General features: G+C 67.6%; 18 protein-coding genes. 9 read left to right on the top strand and 9 right to left on the bottom strand.

Annotated features, from left to right (window positions below; all coding sequences use genetic code 11):
• Positions 1-326: 326 nt before the first annotated feature.
• Positions 327-1388 carry an OmpA family protein gene (locus ASC76_RS19380; RefSeq protein ID WP_056470180.1) on the bottom strand — a complete coding sequence of 354 codons (1062 nt, stop codon included), beginning with the start codon at positions 1386-1388 and terminating at the stop codon, positions 327-329.
• 229 nt (positions 1389-1617) lie between these two features.
• Positions 1618-4065 carry a sodium-translocating pyrophosphatase gene (locus tag ASC76_RS19375; RefSeq protein ID WP_056471161.1) on the bottom strand — a complete coding sequence of 816 codons (2448 nt, stop codon included), beginning with the start codon at positions 4063-4065 and terminating at the stop codon, positions 1618-1620.
• A gap of 236 nt (positions 4066-4301) precedes the next feature.
• Here ASC76_RS19375 and ppa point away from each other — a divergent pair, with 236 nt between their 5' ends.
• On the top strand, positions 4302-4838 hold the full coding sequence (ppa, locus tag ASC76_RS19370) for an inorganic diphosphatase (protein WP_056470177.1): 537 nt from the start codon (positions 4302-4304) through the stop codon (positions 4836-4838).
• Positions 4839-4879: 41 nt separating this feature from the next.
• Positions 4880-7612, top strand: coding sequence for a pitrilysin family protein (locus tag ASC76_RS19365; RefSeq protein ID WP_056470174.1), 2733 nt, complete (start codon positions 4880-4882; stop codon positions 7610-7612).
• Here ASC76_RS19365 and ASC76_RS19360 read toward each other — a convergent pair.
• Positions 7602-8816: a GNAT family N-acetyltransferase gene (locus ASC76_RS19360; RefSeq protein WP_082549288.1), complete on the bottom strand. Its 1215-nt coding sequence runs from the start codon at positions 8814-8816 to the stop codon at positions 7602-7604. The two genes, ASC76_RS19365 and ASC76_RS19360, sit on opposite strands and share 11 nt — an antisense overlap.
• Between ASC76_RS19360 and ASC76_RS19355 the strand changes: the two genes are divergently transcribed.
• The gene (locus ASC76_RS19355) at positions 8815-10488 is read left to right on the top strand and encodes an NAD+ synthase (RefSeq protein WP_056470172.1); all 1674 of its coding nucleotides are present in this window, start codon (positions 8815-8817) and stop codon (positions 10486-10488) included. The genes ASC76_RS19360 and ASC76_RS19355 overlap by 2 nt on opposite strands.
• A gap of 33 nt (positions 10489-10521) precedes the next feature.
• Entirely contained in the window at positions 10522-10860 is a 339-nt protein-coding gene (locus ASC76_RS19350) for a P-II family nitrogen regulator (RefSeq protein ID WP_056471155.1), read from the top strand.
• A gap of 19 nt (positions 10861-10879) precedes the next feature.
• Here the strand turns inward: ASC76_RS19350 and ASC76_RS19345 are convergent, their stop codons facing one another.
• The 6 genes from ASC76_RS19345 to ASC76_RS19320 are packed head-to-tail and all read right to left on the bottom strand — an operon-like array spanning position 10880 to position 14265.
• Complete coding sequence (locus tag ASC76_RS19345; protein ID WP_056471152.1) at positions 10880-11464, bottom strand: TIGR00730 family Rossman fold protein; 585 nt, start codon at positions 11462-11464, stop codon at positions 10880-10882.
• 8 nt (positions 11465-11472) lie between these two features.
• A complete protein-coding gene (locus tag ASC76_RS19340) occupies positions 11473-11853 on the bottom strand; it encodes a diacylglycerol kinase (protein ID WP_056470169.1) in 381 nt (126 codons plus the stop codon).
• 33 nt (positions 11854-11886) lie between these two features.
• On the bottom strand, positions 11887-12423 hold the full coding sequence (locus tag ASC76_RS19335) for an RDD family protein (protein ID WP_056470166.1): 537 nt from the start codon (positions 12421-12423) through the stop codon (positions 11887-11889).
• The gene (locus ASC76_RS19330; protein WP_235580519.1) at positions 12420-13235 is read right to left on the bottom strand and encodes a DUF3106 domain-containing protein; all 816 of its coding nucleotides are present in this window, start codon (positions 13233-13235) and stop codon (positions 12420-12422) included. Before ASC76_RS19330 ends, ASC76_RS19335 begins: the two co-directional genes overlap by 4 nt.
• Positions 13236-13246: 11 nt before the next feature.
• Positions 13247-13702, bottom strand: a complete 456-nt coding sequence (locus tag ASC76_RS19325; protein ID WP_056470164.1) for a DUF3619 family protein — start codon at positions 13700-13702, stop codon at positions 13247-13249.
• Entirely contained in the window at positions 13699-14265 is a 567-nt protein-coding gene (locus ASC76_RS19320; protein ID WP_056470161.1) for an RNA polymerase sigma factor, read from the bottom strand. Before ASC76_RS19320 ends, ASC76_RS19325 begins: the two co-directional genes overlap by 4 nt.
• Positions 14266-14535: 270 nt before the next feature.
• Here ASC76_RS19320 and ASC76_RS19315 point away from each other — a divergent pair, with 270 nt between their 5' ends.
• The 5 genes from ASC76_RS19315 to leuA all read left to right on the top strand — a co-directional run bounded on the left by ASC76_RS19315 (position 14536) and on the right by leuA (position 20810).
• Positions 14536-16320, top strand: coding sequence for an acetolactate synthase 3 catalytic subunit (locus tag ASC76_RS19315; protein ID WP_056470158.1), 1785 nt, complete (start codon positions 14536-14538; stop codon positions 16318-16320).
• Between the two features lie 165 nt (positions 16321-16485).
• Complete coding sequence (gene ilvN / locus ASC76_RS19310) at positions 16486-16977, top strand: acetolactate synthase small subunit (RefSeq protein ID WP_056471147.1); 492 nt, start codon at positions 16486-16488, stop codon at positions 16975-16977.
• Positions 16978-17030: 53 nt separating this feature from the next.
• Entirely contained in the window at positions 17031-18047 is a 1017-nt protein-coding gene (gene ilvC / locus ASC76_RS19305; protein ID WP_056470155.1) for a ketol-acid reductoisomerase, read from the top strand.
• 21 nt (positions 18048-18068) lie between these two features.
• Positions 18069-18902, top strand: a complete 834-nt coding sequence (gene pssA, locus ASC76_RS19300; protein WP_056470152.1) for a CDP-diacylglycerol--serine O-phosphatidyltransferase — start codon at positions 18069-18071, stop codon at positions 18900-18902.
• A gap of 198 nt (positions 18903-19100) precedes the next feature.
• A complete protein-coding gene (gene leuA, locus ASC76_RS19295; RefSeq protein ID WP_056470149.1) occupies positions 19101-20810 on the top strand; it encodes a 2-isopropylmalate synthase in 1710 nt (569 codons plus the stop codon).
• The last annotated feature ends 5 nt before the right edge of the window (positions 20811-20815 follow it).

The raw sequence follows: 20815 nt of genomic DNA, 5'->3' as shown, positions 1-20815 counted from the left end.
GCTGTACCTTCGCTGTCCGAGCCATGCCGTCTCCTTCGAGCGCCAATCGCTACCTGGGAGGGGCTGGCAACAGAATTGGCAACAGAATTCTGGCGGATTCGGCGAGATTTCGGAAGACTGCTCGGGACGTCGAAATTGTTCCAAGTGGTTGATTTGACAAAGGAAAGTGGGACGACGTGAGACTTCCTGGGACGGCCCGAAACACCCAAAATACCAAATGGGGTGCAAGGGGTCGCGAGTTCGAATCCCGCCGTCCCGACCAATGAAAAGACAAGGCCCAGCAGGCGATCCCTGCTGGGCCTTTTGTCCTTCTGGCTTGCCGCGGTTCAGCGTGCGGTGATCTCGACGCGCCGCGCTTCGGCATCGGCACCGCCGGCGCCGATCTCGACGAAGATCGGTGGCCGTGTCGCGATGCGGTCGGTGCCGACGCCAGCTGCCACCAAAGCAGCCTGCACGCCAAGCGCGCGGTTCTTCGCCAGGTCCTGGTTCGCCGTCGCGTCGCCGGTCTTGTCGGTGTAGCCGGTCACGTCCACCCGCGTCGCCTTGTCCCTGGCGAGCAAGCCGGCGACTGCCTGGACCACTGCGACGCCCTCCGCGCTGATCTCCGACTTGCCGGTCTCGAAATACACCTTCGCCGGCACCTTGAGGTCGAACGCCACGGCCGGCGGCGATGCCGTGGCGGGCGCGCCGCCACCGGCACCAAGCAAGGACCACAGCGCGCCGATCGCGAGCAGTGCGGCGACCAGCCACGGGAACCATCGCAACCCTCCGCCCGATCCGGTGGCTCCCGCCGGGGCGGCACCGCCGGCGGGCGCCAGTCCGGCGAGCAAGGCGGACGGCGCGGCGAGGCCGAGTGCCTTGGTCAGTGCGGGGTCGAGTTGACCGGCAAGGTGATCCCGCTGTCCGACCAGCAACTCGGCGGTGCGCGTGGCGTTCAGGCCGCGCTCGCCGATCAGCTTCTTGAGCCAGCCGAACAGCGCCGGAACGACCAGCGTCGCCAGGCTACCGGCGTTGCCCGGCTTCATGCCGGTGATGCCGGCCAGCGCCGTGCCGAGGCCGACTGCCTTGTCCGCCCCGAACACGCTGGCCAGCTGCGCATTGCCGATGCTGCCGACGTTGGCGATGGCGCTGCCGCGACCGGAGACGAGCAGCGAACTCAGCGTGCCGAGCAGATCGGTGTCGACCCGCGGCTCGGTCAACGCCGAAAACACGCTCGACGCGCCTGCCGGGGTCGATGCTTTGGACGCCAGACCGCCGAGCAGGCTGGGCAGCAACAGCGCAAGGCCGCTCTGTACGCCGGCCTGCGACTCGCCGAGGTGATCCGACACGGACTTCGTCGTCGCGGGCGTGATGGCGCGCATGAGCATTTCGAGCAGGTTGGTGGCCATTCGGGGTCTCCTCCAGAGGCGTCCCGACATGGGATCGGCCGCAATGTAGCGAGTCGCATCGGCGCTGCCATGCAGGTTCTGAGGGGTGGGGTGCGTCAGTTCCACCCCGCTCCCACCGAGCGTCGGATCGTCACCACGTCCGCGTGACCAGGGGCCACCGGCCGAGCGGAAAAGACAAAGGCCCGGGCTCTTGCGAACCCGGGCCTGAGCCGCGGAGGGCGCCGCGCGACTACTGCAGCGCGACTTCCACGCGCCTGGCTTCGGCATTGCCGCCGCTGCCGATCATCACCTCGGGCTTCTTCAGCTCGACCTTGTCGTCGCCGATGCCGGCGGCCTTCAGCGCGGCGCTGACGGCCATCGCGCGCTGCTTCGCGAGTTCCTCGTTCTTGGCCGCGTCGCCGGTGGAGTCGGTGTAGCCGCTGACGACCGCCTTCTTGCCCGCCGCGACGCCCTTGGCCACGTCGGCCAGCGCCGCGTCGGCACCGGTGGCCAGGTCGGACTTGCCGCTGGCGAAGTAGAACTTCACGACGCCGTTCTCGACCTTGAACGACGCGCCGTCCGCGGTGGCCATCGGCGCGGCCGATGCCGCCATCGCGGTGGTCGTCGCCGGCGCCGCGGTGACGGCGGTGCCTGCGGGCAGCAGCGGCACGATCAGCAGCGCGACGATGTTGATGATCTTGATCAACGGGTTGACGGCCGGGCCGGCGGTGTCCTTGTACGGGTCACCGACGGTGTCGCCGGTCACCGCGGCCTTGTGGGCCTCGCTGCCCTTGCCGCCGTGGTGGCCGTCCTCGATGTACTTCTTCGCGTTGTCCCAGGCGCCGCCGCCGGTGCACATCGAGATCGCGACGAACAGACCGGTCACGATCGTGCCCATCAGCAGGCCACCGAGCGCCGCGGCGCCGAGCAGCAGGCCGACGACGATCGGCACCACCACCGGCAACAGGCTCGGCACGACCATCTCCTTGATGGCCGCGGTCGTCAGCATGTCGACCGCCGCGCTGTAGTCTGGCTTGCGCTTGCCGGCCATGATCGCGCCGTCCTGGAACTGGCGGCGCACCTCGACCACCACCGAGCCGGCGGCGCGGCCCACCGCTTCCATCGCCATCGCGCCGAAGAGGTAGGGGATCAGGCCGCCGATGAACAGGCCGACGATGACCTTCGGATCACTCAGGTCGAAGCTCACGCTCATGCCGCGGCCTTCGAGCGAGTGGGTGTAGTCGGCGAACAGCACGAGGGCCGCGAGGCCGGCCGAGCCGATCGCGTAGCCCTTGGTCACCGCCTTGGTCGTGTTGCCGACCGCGTCGAGGGGGTCGGTCACGTCGCGCACGCTCTTCGGCAGCTCGGCCATCTCGGCGATGCCGCCGGCGTTGTCGGTGATCGGACCGTAGGCGTCCAGCGCGACGACGATGCCGGCCATGCTCAGCATCGACGTGGCGGCCACGGCGATGCCGTACAGCCCGCCGAGCGCGTACGAGGCGAGGATGGCAACGCAGACGAACAGCACCGGCCACGCGGTGGAGCGCATCGAGACGCCGAGGCCGGCGATGATGTTGGTGCCGTGGCCGGTGGTCGAGGCCTGCGCGATGTGCTGCACCGGGCTGTACTGCGTGCCGGTGTAGAACTCGGTGATCCACACCAGCGCCGCGGTCAGCACCAGGCCCACGGCGCAGGCGCCGAACAGCTTCATGTGGGTGCCCGCGCCGAGCGCGTCGGCCGGCATGAACATCGTCGTGACGAAGTAGAACGCGATCAGCGACAGCACGCCCGCGACCGCCAGGCCCTTGTAGAGCGCCGGCATCACGTTCTTCATGCCCGGCGAGGCCTTGACGAAGAAGCAGCCGATGATCGACGCGATGATCGAGACGCCGCCGAGCAGCAGCGGGTACAGCACCGCCGACATCGCCGCGTTCTTCACGACCAGCGCGCCCAGCGCCATCGTCGCGATCAGCGTCACTGCGTAGGTCTCGAACAGGTCGGCGGCCATGCCGGCGCAGTCGCCGACGTTGTCACCGACGTTGTCGGCGATCACCGCCGGGTTGCGCGGGTCGTCCTCCGGAATGCCGGCCTCGACCTTGCCGACCAGGTCGGCGCCGACGTCCGCGCCCTTGGTGAAGATGCCGCCGCCCAGGCGCGCGAAGATCGAGATCAGCGAGGCACCGAACGCGAACCCGAGCATCGGCTTCAGCGCGGCCGACAGCGCGGACGCTTCGGGGCTGGTGCCGCCGGTCAGGAACAGGAAGAACAGCGCGACACCGAGCAGCCCGAGGCCGACGACCAGCATGCCGGTGATCGCGCCGCCCTTGAACGCCACGTCCAGCGCGGGCCCGATGCCCTTGGTGGCGGCCTGCGCGGTGCGCACGTTCGCCTTGACGGACACGTTCATGCCGATGAAGCCGCAGGCGCCCGACAGCAGCGCGCCCAGCACGAAGCCGATCGCGCTGAGGCGATCGATGAACACGAAGATCAGGATCGCGAGCACCACGCCGACGATCGCGATGGTCTTGTACTGGCGGGCCAGGTACGCGGCGGCACCTTGCTGGATCGCGCCGGAGATTTCCTGCATGCGCGCATTGCCCGCATCCTGGCTGAGGATCCAGCTTCGTTGCACGAAGCCGTATATGACTGCAGCGAGGCCGCAGGCCAGCGCAAAGTAGAGCGCCATCGATGTCGTGATCAAGGGAAGTCCTTCCTCGTCGATTGCATGGTGGGGTTCGAGGCCGACTTCGAGCGTCGCGCGCTGGGCGTTTATCCGTGGCCCGGCCTCCGCGGCATGCTGCCAGATGGATGGTGACAAAGCAACGCTGGCGACATGGTGTTTTCCATCGGTGCGGCGCGATGGGGCCGGCGCGTCAGGTGCGTGAAACGTCTGCGCCTAAAATCCGGGTTTCCCCGCGCACCGAAAATCCAATCATGAGCCTGCACAACGTGACCCCCGGCGCCAAGGCGCCCGACCAGTTCAACGTGATCATCGAGATCCCGATGAACGCCGACCCGATCAAGTACGAGGTCGACAAGGAAAGCGGCGCGCTGTTCGTCGACCGCTTCATGACCACCGCGATGCACTACCCGTGCAACTACGGTTACATCCCGCAAACGCTGGCCGACGACGGCGACCCGGTCGACGTGCTGGTGATCACCCCGTTCGCGCTGTCGCCGGGCGTGGTCGTGACCTGCCGCCCGATCGGCGTGCTCAAGATGGACGACGAGGCCGGGGGCGACAGCAAGCTGCTCGCGGTGCCGATCGACAAGGTGCTGCCGATCTACACCCACTGGCAGAAGCCGGAAGACATCAACCAGATGCGCCTGAAGGCGATCCAGCACTTCTTCGAGCACTACAAGGACCTCGAGGCGGGCAAGTGGGTCAAGGTGCAGGGCTGGGAAGGCCCGGAGTCGGCGAAGAAGGAAATCGTCGACGGCATGGCTGCCTACCGGAACCAGAAGGCCTGAACGCAGTCGTAAGGCGTCCACCGCCTTCACCGATTGCCTTCATGCACGCCACGCTGCGCTCGTTCGTCACCGCCGGTTTCCTCGTACTGACCTGTGCGGTGGGCGCGCAGCCCGCCGCCACCGCGGCACTGCCGAACGGTGTGCGGGCCGTGATGTCGGTCGAGGGGGTCGACGAGTACCGGCTGCCGAACGGCCTGCAGGTGCTGCTGGTCCCCGACGACTCGAAGCCGACGACCACGGTCAATCTCACCTACCGGGTCGGTTCGCGCCACGAGCGTTATGGCGAGACGGGCATGGCGCACCTGCTCGAACACATGCTGTTCAAGGGCACGCCGACCCATCGCGACCCCAAGGCCGAGCTGTCGCAGCGCGGGCTGGCGTTCAACGGCTCGACCAGCTTCGACCGCACCAACTACTTCGCGAGCTTCGCCGCGAACGATGCGAACCTGAAGTGGTACCTCGGCCTCCAGGCCGACGCGATGGTCAACAGCAACGTGGCCCGCAAGGACCTCGACACCGAGATGACGGTGGTGCGCAACGAGATGGAGTCGGGCGAGAACAACCCTTCGCGCATCTTGTCGCAGCGGGCGCTGGCGCTGATGTTCGACTGGCACAACTACGGTCACTCGCCGATCGGCGCGCGGGCGGACGTCGAAAACGTCGACATCCCGAGCCTCCAGGCCTTCTACCGCCGCTACTACCAGCCCGACAACGCGACGCTCGTCGTCTCCGGCCGCTTCGACCCGACCCGCACGTTGGGCTGGATCGTCGAGTCGTTCGGCGCGCTGCCGAAGCCGTCGCGCACGCTGCCGGTGCTCTACACGCTCGACCCGACGCAGGACGGCGAACGCAGCGTGACACTGCGCCGCGTCGGCGGTACGCCGCTCCTGCTGGCCGGCTACCACGTGCCGTCGGGCTCGTCCGCGGACGATGCGCCGATCGAACTGTTGACCATCATCCTGGGTGACACGCCGTCCGGTCGGCTGCATCAGCGCCTGACGCAGAATCAGCTCGCCTCGGGCGTGTACGCCTACAGCTACGACCTGGCCGACCCGGGTGCGCTGTTCGCCGGCGCGTCGCTGGCGCCGGGGCAGGACGTGGACAAGGCGCGCGGCGAACTGCTCGCCACGCTCGAATCGATCGCGCGCGAGCCCATCACGGCCGCGGAACTGGAACGCGCCCGGGCCAAGTGGCTGAATGACTGGGACCAGTCGTTCACCAATCCCGAGCAGGTGGGCGTGGCGCTGTCCGGGCCGATCGGCCTGGGCGACTGGCGCCTGTTCTTCCTGACCCGCGACCGCGTGCGCGACGTCAAGCTGGCCGATGTGCAGCGCGTCGCCCAGCAGTACCTGGTGCCGTCGAACCGCACGCTCGCGACCTACCTGCCGACCGAGGCGCCGGTACGCGCGCCGGCGCCGGTGCGCACCGACATCGCGAAGGAAATGAGCGCGTTCAAGCCGCAGGCCGCCGCGGCCAAGGTCGAGGCCTTCGAGGCGACGCCGGCGAACCTCGACGCGCGCACGCAGACCTTCGCCGTCGGCGGCGTCAAGGCCGCGCTGTTGCCGAAGGGCACGCGGGGCCAGGCCGTCAGCGCCGTGTTGATTCTGCACTTCGGCGACGAAAAGAGCCTGGCGGGACAGAACGCGACCGCGCAGGCGGTGGCGTCGCTGCTCGACAAGGGAACAACCACGTTGAGCCGACAGCAGGTGCAGGACAAGCTCGACGCACTGAAGACCGAGCTGAACATCTCGAGCACGCCGGGCCGGGTGGTCGTGACGCTGCAATCGCGACGCGACCAGTTGCCGGCCGCGATCGAACTGGTCGGGGACCTGCTGCGCCATCCGGTGTTCGCGCCCGACACGCTGGACGAATTCAAGCGCGCCGTGCAGACCGGCATCGAGCAGCAGCGCAAGGACCCCGGCTCGTTGGCGCGCAACGCACTCGATCGGCTGGGCAATCCTTACCCCCGTCAGGACACGCGCTACAAGCCGACTTTCGACGAACTGGTCGAGGATTACCGCGGGCTGACAGTCGAGCGCCTCCGTGAATTCCACGCCCGGTTCTACGGGGCGGGTCAGGGGGAGTTCGCCGCGGTCGGCGATCTCGATCCGGCGAAGGTGCGCACGGCGCTGCAATCGGCGTTGGCCGGCTGGCAGCCCGGCGCGGCGTTCACGCGCGTGCCGCTGCCGCTGGTCGACGTCAAGCCCGCGCAACTGCTGATCGCGACGCCGGACAAGCCGAACGCCAACATGCTGGTGCGTCTGGCGGTGCCGTTGAACGACCTCGATCCCGACTACCCGGCGCTGACGATGGCGAACTTCCTGCTCGGCTCGGGCAGCAACGCGCGGCTCTGGAAGCGCATCCGCGAAGCCGAGGGGCTGTCTTACGACGTGCGCAGCCAGATCGACTGGTTCAACATCGACCGCAACTCGACCTGGCAGGCGAGCGCCATCTTCGCGCCGCAGAACCGTGCCAAGGTCGACGCGGCGTTCCGCGAGGAGCTCGCCCGCGCGCTGAAGGACGGTTTCACCGACAAGGAACTGGTCGAGGGCAAGGCCAGCCTGCTGAGCCTGCGGCAGCTGTCGCGCGCGCAGGACGGCGGTGTGGCGTTCGCGCTCGCCAACAACCTGTACCTGGACCGGACCTTCGCGCTCGCCGCGAAGGTGGACGCGGCCATCGGTCAGCTCACGCTCGAGCAGGTCAATGCCGCGTTGCGCAAGTACGTGACACCGGACAAGTTCGTCTCGGTCTTCGCCGGCGACTTCAAGCCTTGAACGGCAGGCGGTCGTTCAGCTCGCTGATGTAGTTCGCGACGCCGGCGCCCTCGCGTTCGAGGAAATCGCCGACCGCCTGCGCGAACTGCGGATGCGCGAGCCAGTGGGCCGACCAGGTCTGCACCGGCAGCAGGCCGCGCGCCATCTTGTGCTCGCCCTGCGCGCCGCCTTCGAAGCGCTGATAGCCGTTGGCGATGCACCACGCGAGCGGCTGGTAAAAACAGGCCTCGAAGTGCAGGCAGGGAATGTGCACCACGGCACCCCAGTAGCGGCCGAACGCGGTGCCGCGTTCCGGGTCGATGCAGATCAGGGAGGTCGCGATGCGTTCGCCGTCCTTCCAGGCGATGAACATCAACCAGTTCCGCGCCATCGTGCCGGCCATTCGTGCGAAGAAGTCGCGGGTCAGGTAGGGGGTGGAGCGGTGCTCGCGGTAGGTCTGCGCATAGCAGCGGTAGAAGAAGTCCCAGTCGTCGGGTGTGATCTGTTCGCCCTGCAATTCGGTGAACGTGACGCCGGCGTCCGCCACCTTGCGGCGCTCCTGCTGGATCTTCTTGCGCTTCTCGCGTTGCAGGCTCGCGAGCAGGTCCGCGAAGTCGGCATACGGCTCGCCCTCGCGCTGTGTCCAGTGGAACTGCACGGTGCTGCGCATCATCCAGCCCTCGTCGCGCGCGGCCTGCTGGTCCGCCTCGTCGAGGAACAGCAGGTGGGCGGACGAGAGCTTGGCGTCGCGCGCGAGCTGCTGCATCGCGCGCAGCAGCACCCGGCGACCCGTCTCGTCGCGCGCGAGCAGGCGCGGACCGGGCACCGGCGTGAACGGCACCGCATCGAGCAGCTTCGGGTAGTAGTGCAGCCCGTGACGCTGGTAGGCATCGGCCCAGGCCCAGTCGAACACGTACTCGCCGTACGAGTGTTCCTTGAGGTAGAGCGGGCAGGCGGCGATCAGCGCCGTGCCATCGAACACCGCGAGGAACTGCGGCAGCCAGCCGGTCTGCGCCACGGCGCTCTCCGACCGGTGCAGCGCCAGCAGGTACTCGTGGCGCATGAACGGCGTGGCGCTCGCCTGGGCGGCGACCAGTTCGTTCCACGTCGCCGCATCGATCTGGGCCGGGTCGTCGAAGACCCGAATGACATAATCGTTCGAGCCTTCCGGGCCGTCCGAATCGGCCTCCGTCTTTCGCTTGCGCGCGTCCGCAGTACCCACCATGTCAGAACAATCCTCGGTCAAAGTGGCGCTGGCGCAGATCAATGCCACGGTCGGCGATCTGGCCGGCAACAGCGCGCGCATCGTCGACGCCGCGCGCCGCGCCTTCGCGCAGGGCGCCCGGCTGGTGCTGACCCCGGAACTCGGCTTGTGCGGCTACCCGCCCGAAGACCTGCTGCTGCGCCCCGCATTCATGCAGGCCTGCGCCGATGCGCTGGCCGACTGCGCGCGGGCGCTGGCCGATTTGCCTGGCTTGTTCGTGGTGGTGGGGCATCCGCATCAGTTCGGTGATCGGGGTGATGTTAGGTCGAACTCGGTTTCGGTGCCGCAGCGCTACAACGCGGCCTCGGTGCTGAGCGAAGGTCGGGTGCTGGCCACCTATTGCAAGCGCGAACTGCCCAACTACCAGGTGTTCGACGAGCGGCGGTACTTCGCGTCGGGCCGCGATGCGGGGCAGGGGGCCGTCGTGATCGAGGTGCAGGGCCTGAAGTTCGGTCTGAACATCTGCGAAGACGCCTGGTTCGACGAGCCGGGCACGCTCGCCCGGGCCGCTGGCGCGGACGTGCTGTGCGTGCTGAACGCCTCGCCGTTCCACCTCGGCAAGCTGGCCGAGCGCGAGGAGCGGATGGCGCAGACCGCACGCGCCCTGCGCATGCCGCTGCTCTATGCGCATCTGGCCGGCGCGCAGGACGAGGTCGTGTTCGATGGCGCCTCGTTCGCGCTGGACGCCGAAGGTGCGGTGACCGCGCGCGCCGCGATGTTCGAGGAGGCGCTGATGCTGCTCGACGTGTCCACCGTGACGGCGACCGGCGAGGTGGCGCCCACACCGTCTATCGAGGCGCAGGCCTGGGCGGCGCTGGTTGTCGGCGTGCGCGATTACGTCGACAAGAACGGATTTCCCGGCGTGATCATCGGCTTGTCCGGCGGCATCGACTCGGCGCTGGTGCTGGCGATCGCCGTCGACGCCCTGGGCGCCGACCGCGTGCGCACGGTGATGATGCCGTCCCCCTACACGGCGGACATCTCGTGGATCGACGCCCGCGACATGGCGCAGCGCCTGGGCGTGCGCTACGACGAGATCTCGATCGTGCCGATGTTCGAGGATTTCAAGCGCAGCCTGGCCACCGAGTTCGCGGGCCGCGCCGAGGACGCGACCGAGGAGAACATTCAGGCGCGCATCCGCGGCACGCTGCTGATGGCCCTGTCGAACAAGTTCGGGTCCATCGTGCTGACCACCGGCAACAAGAGCGAGATGGCGACCGGCTACTGCACCTTGTACGGCGACATGGCCGGCGGCTTCGCGGTGATCAAGGACGTCGCCAAGACGCTGGTCTACCGCCTGGCGGCGTGGAAGAACGCGCAAGGGCGCGAGATCATCCCCGAACGCATCATCACGCGCGCGCCTTCGGCCGAACTGCGCCCCGACCAGAAGGACCAGGACAGCCTGCCGCCCTACGAGGTGCTCGACGCGATCCTGTCGCGCTACATGGAATTCGACCAGGGCATCGACGAGATCGTCGCGGCGGGCTTCGCGGCGGCCGACGTGGAGCGGGTGACCAAGCTCATCAAGATCAACGAATACAAGCGGCGGCAATCGCCGGTCGGCATCCGCATCACGCACCGGGCGTTCGGGCGCGACTGGCGCTACCCGATCACCTCGAAGTTCCGCGCTTAAACTAGTCTCGTCAAACCCTTGCAGGAGCTCGTCATGAAACAGATCACCGCGATCGTCAAACCGTTCAAGCTCGAGGAAGTGCGCGAGGCGCTCGGTCAGGTGGGGGTGACGGGCCTGACCGTGACCGAGGTCAAGGGCTTCGGGCGCCAGAAGGGCCACACGGAGCTGTACCGCGGCGCCGAGTACGTGGTCGACTTCCTGCCGAAGGTGAAGCTCGAGGTCGTCGTCAAGGATGCGGACGTCGACCGCTGCATCGAGGCGATCGTCAAGGCCGCCAAGACCGGCAAGATCGGCGACGGCAAGATCTTCGTCACCGCCATCGAGCAGGTGATCCGGATCCGCACCGGCGAGACCAACGACGAAGCGGTCTGACCGCCGCTTTGCGCGCGCTTCAGATCTGGCGGTAGTCGTCCGGCGCCGTGGCAAGCGGCGCCAGCGCGCCGAGCCGCTCGACCAACGCCACCGGGTCGCTGTCGACCTGCAGCAGCGCGTTCTGTTCGGCCGCCATGAAGCCTTGCGCTTCGCTGTGGCGCAGGAAGCCGAGCATCGCGTCGTAGTAGCCTGCGGCGTTCAACAGGCCGATCGGCTTGTCGTGGTAGCCGAGCTGGCGCCACGTCCACACTTCGAACAGCTCTTCGAACGTGCCGATGCCGCCCGGCAGCGCGAGAAACGCGTCGCTGCGTTCGGCCATCAGTGTCTTGCGCTGGTGCATCGTATCCACGACATGCAGTTCGGTCAGGCCGATGTGGCCGAGTTCGCGGTCCATCAGCGACGTTGGGATCACGCCGACGACCGTGGCGCCGGCAGCGAGCGCCGCATCGGCCACCACGCCCATCAGCCCGGCGCGGCCTCCGCCATAGACCAGTTGCCAGCCGCGCCGGCCGATCTCGTGGCCGACCGAGCGTGCTGCCTCGGCATGGACGGGCGACACGCCGGGTCGCGAGCCGCAGTAGACGCACAACGAGATGGGTTTCATCGGCCCGATCATCCCGCGAATCGCTGCCACAGCGCGGCGGCCCAGGTGCCCGAGCACAGCAGCAGCGACAGGAAGACGGCGGCGCTGCCGATGTCCTTCGCGCGCTTCGACAGGTCGTGGATCTCGAACGAGATGCGGTCGATCGCCGCCTCGACCGCCGAGTTGAGCAACTCGACGATCAGCACCAGCATCACCGAGCCGGCCAGCAGCACCACCTCGACCCAGCTGCGGCCGAGCCAGAACGCGATTGGCAGCAGCAGCACCGCGAGCCAGAACTCCTGGCGGAAGGCGCTCTCGCCGCGGTACGCGCTTTGCAGGCCGGCGACCGAATAGCCGGTGGCGCGGATGACCCGGTCGAGCCCGGTGCGCCCCTTGTGCGGATTGGTCATGGGGCCGGATTGTGCCTCGGGCAGGGGGCCAGCTCAGGTCTTCGGGACGGGGGTAGGGCGCGCGTCGATCAGGCGCGTGCCGCACAGCGCGTCGTGCCAGAACTGGCGCTGCGGGTGCAGCAGTGCCAGCAGTGCATAGCCGATGACGCCGATGGCCACAGCCGCCAACCCCTGCCAGCGCGTCCAGTGGTTCAGTGCCGCGATCGCCGCGGCCGGCGCGAACCAGGCGCAGCTCGCGACGAAGCGCGCCAGGGCGCGTGCCTCGCTCAGCGGCCTGCCGTCCGCGGTGACGACGCGGATGTGCCAGGTCTGCATCGGCAGGGTCTGGCCGCGCGCGGACCAGAACCAGCTGAAATACACAGCGTAGATCAGCAGCGTGATCGCCCGCAGCGCGGTGTCGCTCTGCAACGGATGCTGGTGGCCGGTCAACGCGACGAACAGGGCGCCGAGCGCGCCCGGGAACAGACCGATTCCGAACAGCAGCAGACCCTCGTAGACGAACGACGCCATGCGCCGCTTCAGGCTCGGCGTCTGGAAGACGCCGCCCGGAGCTCCGGTCGCCGCGGTCATTGCCGCGGTGCGGGTTCGGGTGCCGGCGCGGTGGCCGAGCGCGTGGCCGCGCCTTGCGGGCCGCGTTGCGGCAACAGCGTCGCCTTGTTGACGAACTCAGGCGTGGCCGCGATCTTCGGAAGGCCGGTCTGCTGGTGGCCGGGTGGCGCAGGCGGCCGGTTGATCAACGTGGTCGTTGCGCCCGGGCGGGCCTGAACGACAGTCGGCGCCACGGCCCGCGGCGCAGCGACCAGCGCCGGGTTCGGCACGATGTTGGACTTGGCTTGCGGTGCGGCGTCGCGAACCGAGCGCACCGCCGTGGGCGATGCGTTCTTGCGCGCGGCCTCGGCCGGCGGCGCGGCGCGCTCGGCCAATTGCTGCTTCTGCTCGGGAGACAGCGCCTGATAGGCGTCCCAGCGCGCCCTGCGGTCCTGCGCCGGAAGCTGCTTGGCCTCCTGGAAATGCATCCGCGCTTCGGTGCGCTCCTTCGGCGTCAGCTTGGCCCAGGCCGTCATCCGCTCCTGCACACGCGCCTGCTCTTGCGGGTTCAGCTTGGGAAAGCGAGCCGCGAGTTCCTGCCACTTGCGCTTGCTGCGCACGTCGATCGTCGACCATTCGCGTTCCAGCGGCTTGAGTGCCTGCTGTTGCGCCGGTTGGAGTTCGGTCCACCGTGCGCCCTGCTCGCCCGCGGGGGCAGCCTTGACGGCTGCAGCCGGGGGCTGCGCACGTGCCTGCGACGCCTGCACCAGGGAGGCGACCGCGACCATCGTCAGGGTGAGTGCAGCCACGGCCCAACGCAGACCCGGTGTGGAGACGCGCGTGGTTCGGGTCATGGGAGCCCCCGTCACTCGCCTGGCGTCTTCAGGAATTCAGCGAAACCGGCATCGCTGTAGGCGCGCGGCGGCAGGTCGTCGGCCAGCAGCGCGGCATCGACCTCGGCGGCGGTCGCGATCTGGGCGTTGTCCTGCAGGCGCTGGATCATGAACAGACCCGCCGCCAGCGCGAACACCGGCAGCACCGACGCGAACTTCAGCCACCAGCCCGATCCGGCCATGCCCAGGATGGCGGCGCCGCTGCGGCTCACACCGACCGCCGGGGTCGTCGCGGCGGCGCGGGTGGCACGGGCGCGCTCGAGCGCCTTCTCGCGCGCGAAGCGCAGGCGCTCGGTCAGGTCGGGGCCGATCTCGGCGGTGCGCTCGCTCAGCCCAGCGGCCACGCGCAGCGCGAAGCGCGTCTGCAGCGCGTCGACTGCGGCCTGAGGCGGCAAGCGGGAATCGGTGCGGAAGTCGTACTGGTTCATAGCGTTATTCCCTTTGTCCTGAGGGCCGTCGACAGGGCATGCACGGCGCGCGAGCAGTGCGTCTTGACGCTTCCCTCCGAGCAGCCCATCGCAGCGGCCGTCTCGGCGACATCGAGTTCCTCCCAGTAACGCAACAGGAAGGCTTCCCGTTGACGCCCGGGCAACCGCGCCACCTCGGCCTCGATGGCTAGCAGGATCTGCGCCCGTGATGCGGTATCGGCCGTGCTCTCGGACGCCAGCGAACCGCCCAGAGCCTCGAGCGTCTCGAGGATGTCGAAGTCGCCGTCGCTGCCGGCCGATTCGAAGTCCGAGAAGTTGCGCACCACCGCGTTGCGCACCTTCTGGCGGCGGAACCAGTCCATCGTCGCGTTCGACAGGATGCGCTGGAACAGCAACGGCAGTTCCGCGGCGGGCCGGTCGGCGTACTTCTCGGACAGGCGGATCATCGTGTCCTGCACGATGTCGAGCGCGGCGTCTTCGTCGCGGACCGCGTACAGCGCGCGCTTGAAGGCGCGCTTGTCGACGCTCTTCAGGAAGTCGGAAAGTTCTTTGTCGGATGCCAAGAGCGTCGGATACCGTCTGGCGCCAGGTGGAGGAAGACCCCGCAGGCAAGGCGGCGATTATCTCATTGCCCGCGTCGGGTCCGTCGATCCTTGCGGCGGCGCAGCAAAGCGGTGACATAATGCCGGGTTGCACGACAGTTCTGGTCGACACGCTGGCCGCTCAACCGGAGCGCCGACATCGTCGACCCTCAGGCACCACACCCGTCTCACGAGGATGAGGAGAGGTGCACCGATGGTTTTTCGTCAGAGAAATTCGCAAAGGTTTCCGCCATGGACATCTCTCCCACTGAAATGAAGCGGGCCGCGTCAGCGCAGCCGCTCCCCTCCAGCGCCACGCCGGCGTCCGATCCCAACGGCTCCGAAATCCTCGTCAAGTGCCTCCAGGCCGAGAACGTCAAGTTCCTCTGGGGCTACCCGGGCGGCGCGGTCCTGTACATCTACGACGCGCTCTACAAGCAGGAGACGATCGAACACGTCCTCGTGCGCCACGAGCAGGCCGCCGTCCACGCAGCTGACGGATACGCCCGCGCGACGGGCGACGTCGGCGTCGCGCTGGTCACGTCCGGCCCGGGCGTCACGAACGCGATCACCGGCATCGCGACGGCCTACATGGACTCGATCCCGATGGTGATCATCACCGGGCAGGTGCCGACGCCGGCGATCGGCCTGGACGCCTTCCAGGAGTGCGACACCGTCGGCATCACCCGCCCGGTCGTCAAGCACAACTTCCTCGTCAAGGACGTGCGCGACCTGGCGCTGACGATGAAGAAGGCCTTCCACATCGCCCGCACCGGCCGGCCCGGTCCGGTGGTCGTCGACATTCCGAAGGATGTGTCGATGGCCAAGACGCCGTTCTACTACCCCGAGCGGGTCGAGATGCGCTCGTACAACCCGGTGCGCAAGGGCCACGGCGGGCAGATCCGTAAGGCCGTGCAGCTGCTGCTCGCCGCGAAGCGCCCCTACATCTACACCGGCGGCGGCGTGGTGCTGGGCAATGCGTCGGCCGAGCTGCGCGAGCTCGCCGACCTGCTCGGCTACCCGGTCACCAACACGCTGATGGGACTGGGCGCCATGCCGGCGAGCGACCCGAAGTTCCTCGGCATGCTCGGCATGCACGGCACCTACGAAGCCAACATGACGATGCAGAACTGCGACGTCCTGCTGGCGGTGGGCGCGCGCTTCGACGACCGGGTGATCGGCAACCCGAAGCACTTCGCCTCGGTCGAGCGCAAGATCATCCACGTCGACATCGATCCTTCGTCGATCAGCAAGCGCGTGCGGGTCGACATCCCGATCGTCGGCGACGTGAAGGACGTGCTGCAGGAGCTGATCGCGCAGATCCGCGACGCGCAGTCCAAGCCCGACGTGCCGTCCCTCTCCGCCTGGTGGAAGCAGATCAACGAGTGGCGAAAGAAGGACTGCCTGTCCTTCAAGAACAGCACCGAAGTGATCAAGCCGCAGCACGTCGTGCAGACCCTCTGGGACCTGACCAAGGACAGCGACGCCTACATCACCTCCGACGTCGGCCAGCACCAGATGTGGGCCGCGCAGTACTACCGCTTCGACGAGCCGCGCCGCTGGATCAATTCGGGTGGCCTGGGCACGATGGGCGTGGGCCTGCCGTACGCGATGGGCATCAAGCTCGCCAAGCCCGATGCCGACGTGTTCTGCATCACCGGTGAGGGCTCGATCCAGATGTGCATCCAGGAGTTGTCGACCTGCCTGCAGTACAAGACGCCGGTCAAGATCATCTCGCTGAACAACCGCTACCTGGGCATGGTGCGGCAGTGGCAGCAGCTCGACTACGGCGGCCGCTACTCGCACAGCTACATGGACGCACTGCCCGACTTCGTCAAGCTGGCCGAGGCTTACGGCCACGTCGGGCTGAAGATCGAGAAGCCGTCGGACGTGGAAGGCGCGCTGCGCGAGGCGATCCGCCTGAAGGACCGCACCGTGTTCCTCGACATCCGCACCGACCCGACCGAGAACGTCTGGCCGATGGTGCAGGCGGGCAAGGGCATCTCCGAAATGCTGTTGGGCTCCGAAGACCTGTGACGCGCTGAACGCCGCGGCGGGGCAGGGCGTTACCGCGCCTTGTCCGGGACTGCGGCGATAGGCGCCGATCCCCTTCGGCGAATTCACTCTCCTTTGAACGAAAGCAGCGTGGCCAAGGGCCGGGCGGTTACCGCCCCCGGTCCGAAGAGCGCGCTGGAAATCGACATGAAACACATCATTGCCCTCTTGCTCGAGAACGAGCCGGGCGCACTCTCGCGCGTCGTCGCGCTGTTCTCGGCGCGTGGCTACAACATCGAGAGCCTGACGGTCGCGACGACCGAAGACGCCTCGCTCTCCCGCATGACCATCGTCACCGCCGGCTCCGACGAGGTCATCGAGCAGATCACCAAGCACCTGAATCGGTTGATCGAAGTGGTCAAGGTCGTCGACCTGACCGAAGGCGCGTTCACCGAACGCGAGCTGATGCTGATCAAGGTGCGCGCGGTCGGCAAGGAGCGCGAAGAGATGAAGCGCATGGCCGACATCTTCCGCGGCCGCATCATCGACGTGACCGACAAGAGCTACACGATCGAACTCACCGGCGACACCGGCAAGCTCGACGCGTTCCTGGAGGCGATCGACCGTGCCGCCATTCTTGAAACCGTGCGCACCGGCACCAGCGGGATCGGTCGCGGCGAGCGCATCCTGCGCGTCTGATTCTTCAGGCCATCCACCATCCCGCATCCACTGAATCCACAGGAGAGATAGACATGAAGGTTTACTACGACAAAGACGCCGACCTGAGCCTGGTCAAGGGCAAGAACGTCACGATCATCGGCTACGGTTCGCAGGGCCACGCCCATGCGCAGAACCTGAACGACAGCGGCGTCAAGGTCACGGTCGGCGTGCGCAAGGGCGGCCCGTCGTGGTCGAAGGCCGAGAAGGCCGGCCTGAAGGTCGCCGAGGTCGCCGACGCGGTCAAGCAGGCCGACGTGGTGATGATGCTGCTGCCGGACGAGCAGATCGCCGCCGTCTACAAGAACGACGTCGAGCCGAACATGAAGCAAGGCGCCTCGCTGGCGTTCGCGCACGGATTCAACGTGCACTATGGCCAGGTCGTGCCCCGCGCCGACCTCGACGTCTGGATGGTCGCGCCGAAGGCCCCGGGCCACACCGTGCGTTCGACCTACACGCAAGGCGGCGGCGTGCCGCACCTGATCGCCGTGCATGCCGACAAGACCGGCAAGGCCCGCGATCTCGCACTGAGCTACGCGGCGGCCAACGGTGGCGGCAAGGCCGGCGTGATCGAGACCAACTTCCGCGAAGAAACCGAGACCGACCTGTTCGGCGAGCAGGCCGTGCTGTGTGGCGGCGCGGTCGAGCTGATCAAGGCGGGCTTCGAGACCTTGACCGAAGCCGGCTACGCGCCGGAGATGGCCTACTTCGAGTGCCTGCACGAGCTGAAGCTGATCGTCGACCTGATCTATGAAGGCGGCATCGCCAACATGAACTACTCGATCTCGAACAACGCCGAGTACGGCGAGTACGTGACCGGGCCGAAGATCGTCACCGACGAGACCAAGAAGGTGATGAAGCAGGTGCTCAAGGACATCCAGACCGGCGAGTACGCGAAGAGCTTCATCGTCGAGAACCGCGCCGGCGCGCCCACGTTGATGAGCCGCCGCCGCATCACGGCCGAGCACCCGATCGAGGTGGTCGGCGAGCAGCTGCGCGCGATGATGCCGTGGATCAAGAAGAATCGCCTGGTCGACCAGTCGAAGAATTGATCGCAGGGTATCCTCGCGCGGATGAACGACGCATCCCCATTGCCTGACGAGGACACCTCGCCCCCGGCCGACACCGTCCGGCCGCGGCGCAAGGGCCTGTACATGCTGCCGAACGCGATCACGCTGGCGGCGCTGTTCTCGGGCTTCTACGCGATCGTGATGGCGATCAACGGCCGCTTCGAGCTGTCCTGCATCGCGGTGTTCTGCGCCGCGGTGCTCGACAGCCTCGACGGCCGCGTCGCCCGCATGACGAACTCGCAGAGCGCGTTCGGCGAGCAGATGGACAGCCTGTCCGACATGGTGAGCTTCGGCGCCGCGCCGGCGCTCATCGTCTACATCTGGGGCCTGAAGGACCTGGGCAAGGCGGGCTGGATCCCGGCGTTCGTCTACATCGCGGGGGCGGCGCTGCGGCTGGCGCGTTTCAACGTCAACATCGGCGTGGTCGACAAGCGCTTCTTCCAGGGCTTGCCGAGCCCGGCGGCGGCGGCGATCGTGATCGGCCTGGTGTGGGTGGTCGACGACGCCGGTTTCAAGGGCGTCTCGCAGATCCCGGCGCTCGCCTACACCGCGTTCGCGCTCACGTTGTTCGCCGGCCTGTCGATGGTCACCAACGCGCCGTTCTACAGCTTCAAGGTCGTGGGTTCGCGGCGCACGGTTCCGTTCATCGTGATCGTCGCGATCGCCATCGCCATCGCGCTGGTTGCGCTCGACCCGCCGAAGGTGCTGTTCGCGATCTTCTGCGCCTACGGGCTGTCGGGCTACGCGATCTATGCGTGGCGGCGGATGAAGGGCAAGCGCGCGAGCGTGATCGCCACGTCCACCGACGATCCGGACGAACAAGGGTTGCATCGCTGACCGCAGCGCGCCGTCCCGTGCTACATTCGAAGCCTATGACGTTCGTGTCCGCACTGTCGCTGCTGCTACTCCTAGAGGAACCACGGGTTCGCTAGTCACGCACGTCCACACGTCCTGATCTCAACGGCCCGTATGCAACCTGCAGCGGGCCGTTCGTCATTTCTGTGCTGCAGGTTTGAACTCCACCGGAACCAAACCATGTTGAAGCAACCGCAGCAGAAGTACCGCGCCTTCGCCCCGATCGCCTTGACCGACCGCACCTGGCCCGACGCCGTGCTGAGCGCGGCTCCGATCTGGCTGAGCACCGACCTGCGCGACGGCAACCAGGCGCTGATCGAACCGATGGACCCGCAGCGCAAGCTGCGGATGTTCGAGATGCTGGTGAAGATCGGGTTCAAGGAGATCGAGGTCGGTTTTCCGTCCGCGTCGCAGACCGAGTTCGACTTCCTGCGCCTGCTGATCGACGAGAACCGCATCCCCGACGACGTGACGATCCAGGTGCTGACGCAGGCGCGGCCGCACCTGATCGAGCGCACCTTCGAGTCGCTGGTGGGCGCGAAGCGCGCGATCGTGCACCTGTACAACGCGGTGGCGCCGGTGATGCGCCGCGTGGTGCTCGGCATGGACGAGGACGGCATCGTCGAACTCGCCGCCAGCCACGCGCGGATGATCCGCGACTGCGCGGCGCGCATGCCGGAGACCGACTGGCGCTTCGAGTACTCGCCCGAGATGTTCTCCGGCACCGAGCTCGCCTTCAGCAAGCGCGTGGTCGATGCGGTGACGGAGGTCTGGCAAGCCTCGCCCGAGCGGAAGTGCATCGTCAACCTGCCGTCGACCGTCGAGCATTCGACGCCGAACGTGTTCGCCGACATGATCGAGTGGATGCACCGCCACCTGGCCCGTCGTGACGGCATCGTGCTCTCGGTGCATCCGCACAACGATCGCGGCACCGGCACGGCGGCCGGCGAGTTCGCGCTGATGGCCGGCGCCGATCGCATCGAAGGCTGCCTGTTCGGAAACGGCGAGCGCACCGGCAATGTCGATCTGGTCAACATCGCGTTGAACCTCTACACGCAGGGCGTTGCGCCGGGGCTCGACTTCTCCGAGATCGACGACGTGCGCCGCTGTGTCGAGCATTGCAACCAGCTGCCGGTGCACCCGCGCCATCCGTACGTGGGCGATCTGGTCTACACCTCGTTCTCCGGCTCGCACCAGGACGCGATCAAGAAGGCCTTCGCCGCGCGCCGCGAGGGCGACATCTGGGACATGCCCTACCTGCCGATCGACCCGAAGGACCTGGGGCGGAGCTACGACGCGGTGATCCGCGTCAACAGCCAGTCGGGCAAGGGCGGCATCACCTACCTGCTCGAGAGCGAATACGGGCTCGAATTGCCGCGGCGACTGCAGATCGAGTTCAGCCAGGTCGTGCAGGGTGTGATGGACGGCGAGGGCAAGGAGCTCTCGGCGGCCGACATCTGGCAGATCTTCGAACGCGAATACGCGATCGCCGATGCGAGCCGCGCGCGGGTCGAGCATCCGACGATCGTCGATCGTCATGACGGCACGGTGCAGCTGACCGCCGACGTGACGATCGCGCGGCGGCAGGTGCGTGTCGACGGCCACGGCACCGGCCCGATCGACGCGTTCGTGAGCGGCCTGGCCGCGCATGTCGGCCTGCCGCTGCGCGTGCTGGATTACCACGAGCATTCGATCGGCAGCGGGGCCGATGCACGCGCCGTCGCCTACCTCGAGCTGCGCATCGGCGCCGAGGCGGGCAGCGCGCAGACGCTGTTCGGCGTCGGCATCGACACCAACATCGTCTCGGCGTCGCTGAAAGCCATCGCCTCCGGGCTGGCGCGAGCGCGCGGTGTCACGGTCGGCGCGCAAGCGCAGCCGGCGCTCGCCTAACATCC

It is taken from the genome of Rhizobacter sp. Root404 (assembly GCF_001425865.1).
In the GTDB taxonomy this organism is placed as follows: Bacteria; Pseudomonadota; Gammaproteobacteria; order Burkholderiales; family Burkholderiaceae_C; genus LMDS01.
Note: the sequence above shows the minus strand (reverse complement) of the source record. Positions and strands in the feature narration are given on the sequence as shown.

Excerpts from the sequence above, each read along its gene's own strand:
- ilvN (WP_056471147.1), top strand. The coding sequence starts at position 16,486 with ATGAAACACATCATTGCCCTCTTGCTCGAGAACGAGCCGGGCGCACTC.
- pssA (WP_056470152.1), top strand. The coding sequence starts at position 18,069 with ATGAACGACGCATCCCCATTGCCTGACGAGGACACCTCGCCCCCGGCC.
- ASC76_RS19365 (WP_056470174.1), top strand. The coding sequence starts at position 4,880 with ATGCACGCCACGCTGCGCTCGTTCGTCACCGCCGGTTTCCTCGTACTG.
- ASC76_RS19380 (WP_056470180.1), bottom strand. The coding sequence starts at position 1,388 with ATGGCCACCAACCTGCTCGAAATGCTCATGCGCGCCATCACGCCCGCG.
- ppa (WP_056470177.1), top strand. The coding sequence starts at position 4,302 with ATGAGCCTGCACAACGTGACCCCCGGCGCCAAGGCGCCCGACCAGTTC.
- ASC76_RS19330 (WP_235580519.1), bottom strand. The coding sequence starts at position 13,235 with ATGACCCGAACCACGCGCGTCTCCACACCGGGTCTGCGTTGGGCCGTG.
- ASC76_RS19345 (WP_056471152.1), bottom strand. The coding sequence starts at position 11,464 with ATGAAACCCATCTCGTTGTGCGTCTACTGCGGCTCGCGACCCGGCGTG.
- ASC76_RS19355 (WP_056470172.1), top strand. The coding sequence starts at position 8,815 with ATGTCAGAACAATCCTCGGTCAAAGTGGCGCTGGCGCAGATCAATGCC.
- leuA (WP_056470149.1), top strand. The coding sequence starts at position 19,101 with ATGTTGAAGCAACCGCAGCAGAAGTACCGCGCCTTCGCCCCGATCGCC.
- ASC76_RS19350 (WP_056471155.1), top strand. The coding sequence starts at position 10,522 with ATGAAACAGATCACCGCGATCGTCAAACCGTTCAAGCTCGAGGAAGTG.
- ASC76_RS19360 (WP_082549288.1), bottom strand. The coding sequence starts at position 8,816 with ATGGTGGGTACTGCGGACGCGCGCAAGCGAAAGACGGAGGCCGATTCG.
- ASC76_RS19315 (WP_056470158.1), top strand. The coding sequence starts at position 14,536 with ATGGACATCTCTCCCACTGAAATGAAGCGGGCCGCGTCAGCGCAGCCG.
- ilvC (WP_056470155.1), top strand. The coding sequence starts at position 17,031 with ATGAAGGTTTACTACGACAAAGACGCCGACCTGAGCCTGGTCAAGGGC.
- ASC76_RS19340 (WP_056470169.1), bottom strand. The coding sequence starts at position 11,853 with ATGACCAATCCGCACAAGGGGCGCACCGGGCTCGACCGGGTCATCCGC.
- ASC76_RS19325 (WP_056470164.1), bottom strand. The coding sequence starts at position 13,702 with ATGAACCAGTACGACTTCCGCACCGATTCCCGCTTGCCGCCTCAGGCC.
- ASC76_RS19335 (WP_056470166.1), bottom strand. The coding sequence starts at position 12,423 with ATGACCGCGGCGACCGGAGCTCCGGGCGGCGTCTTCCAGACGCCGAGC.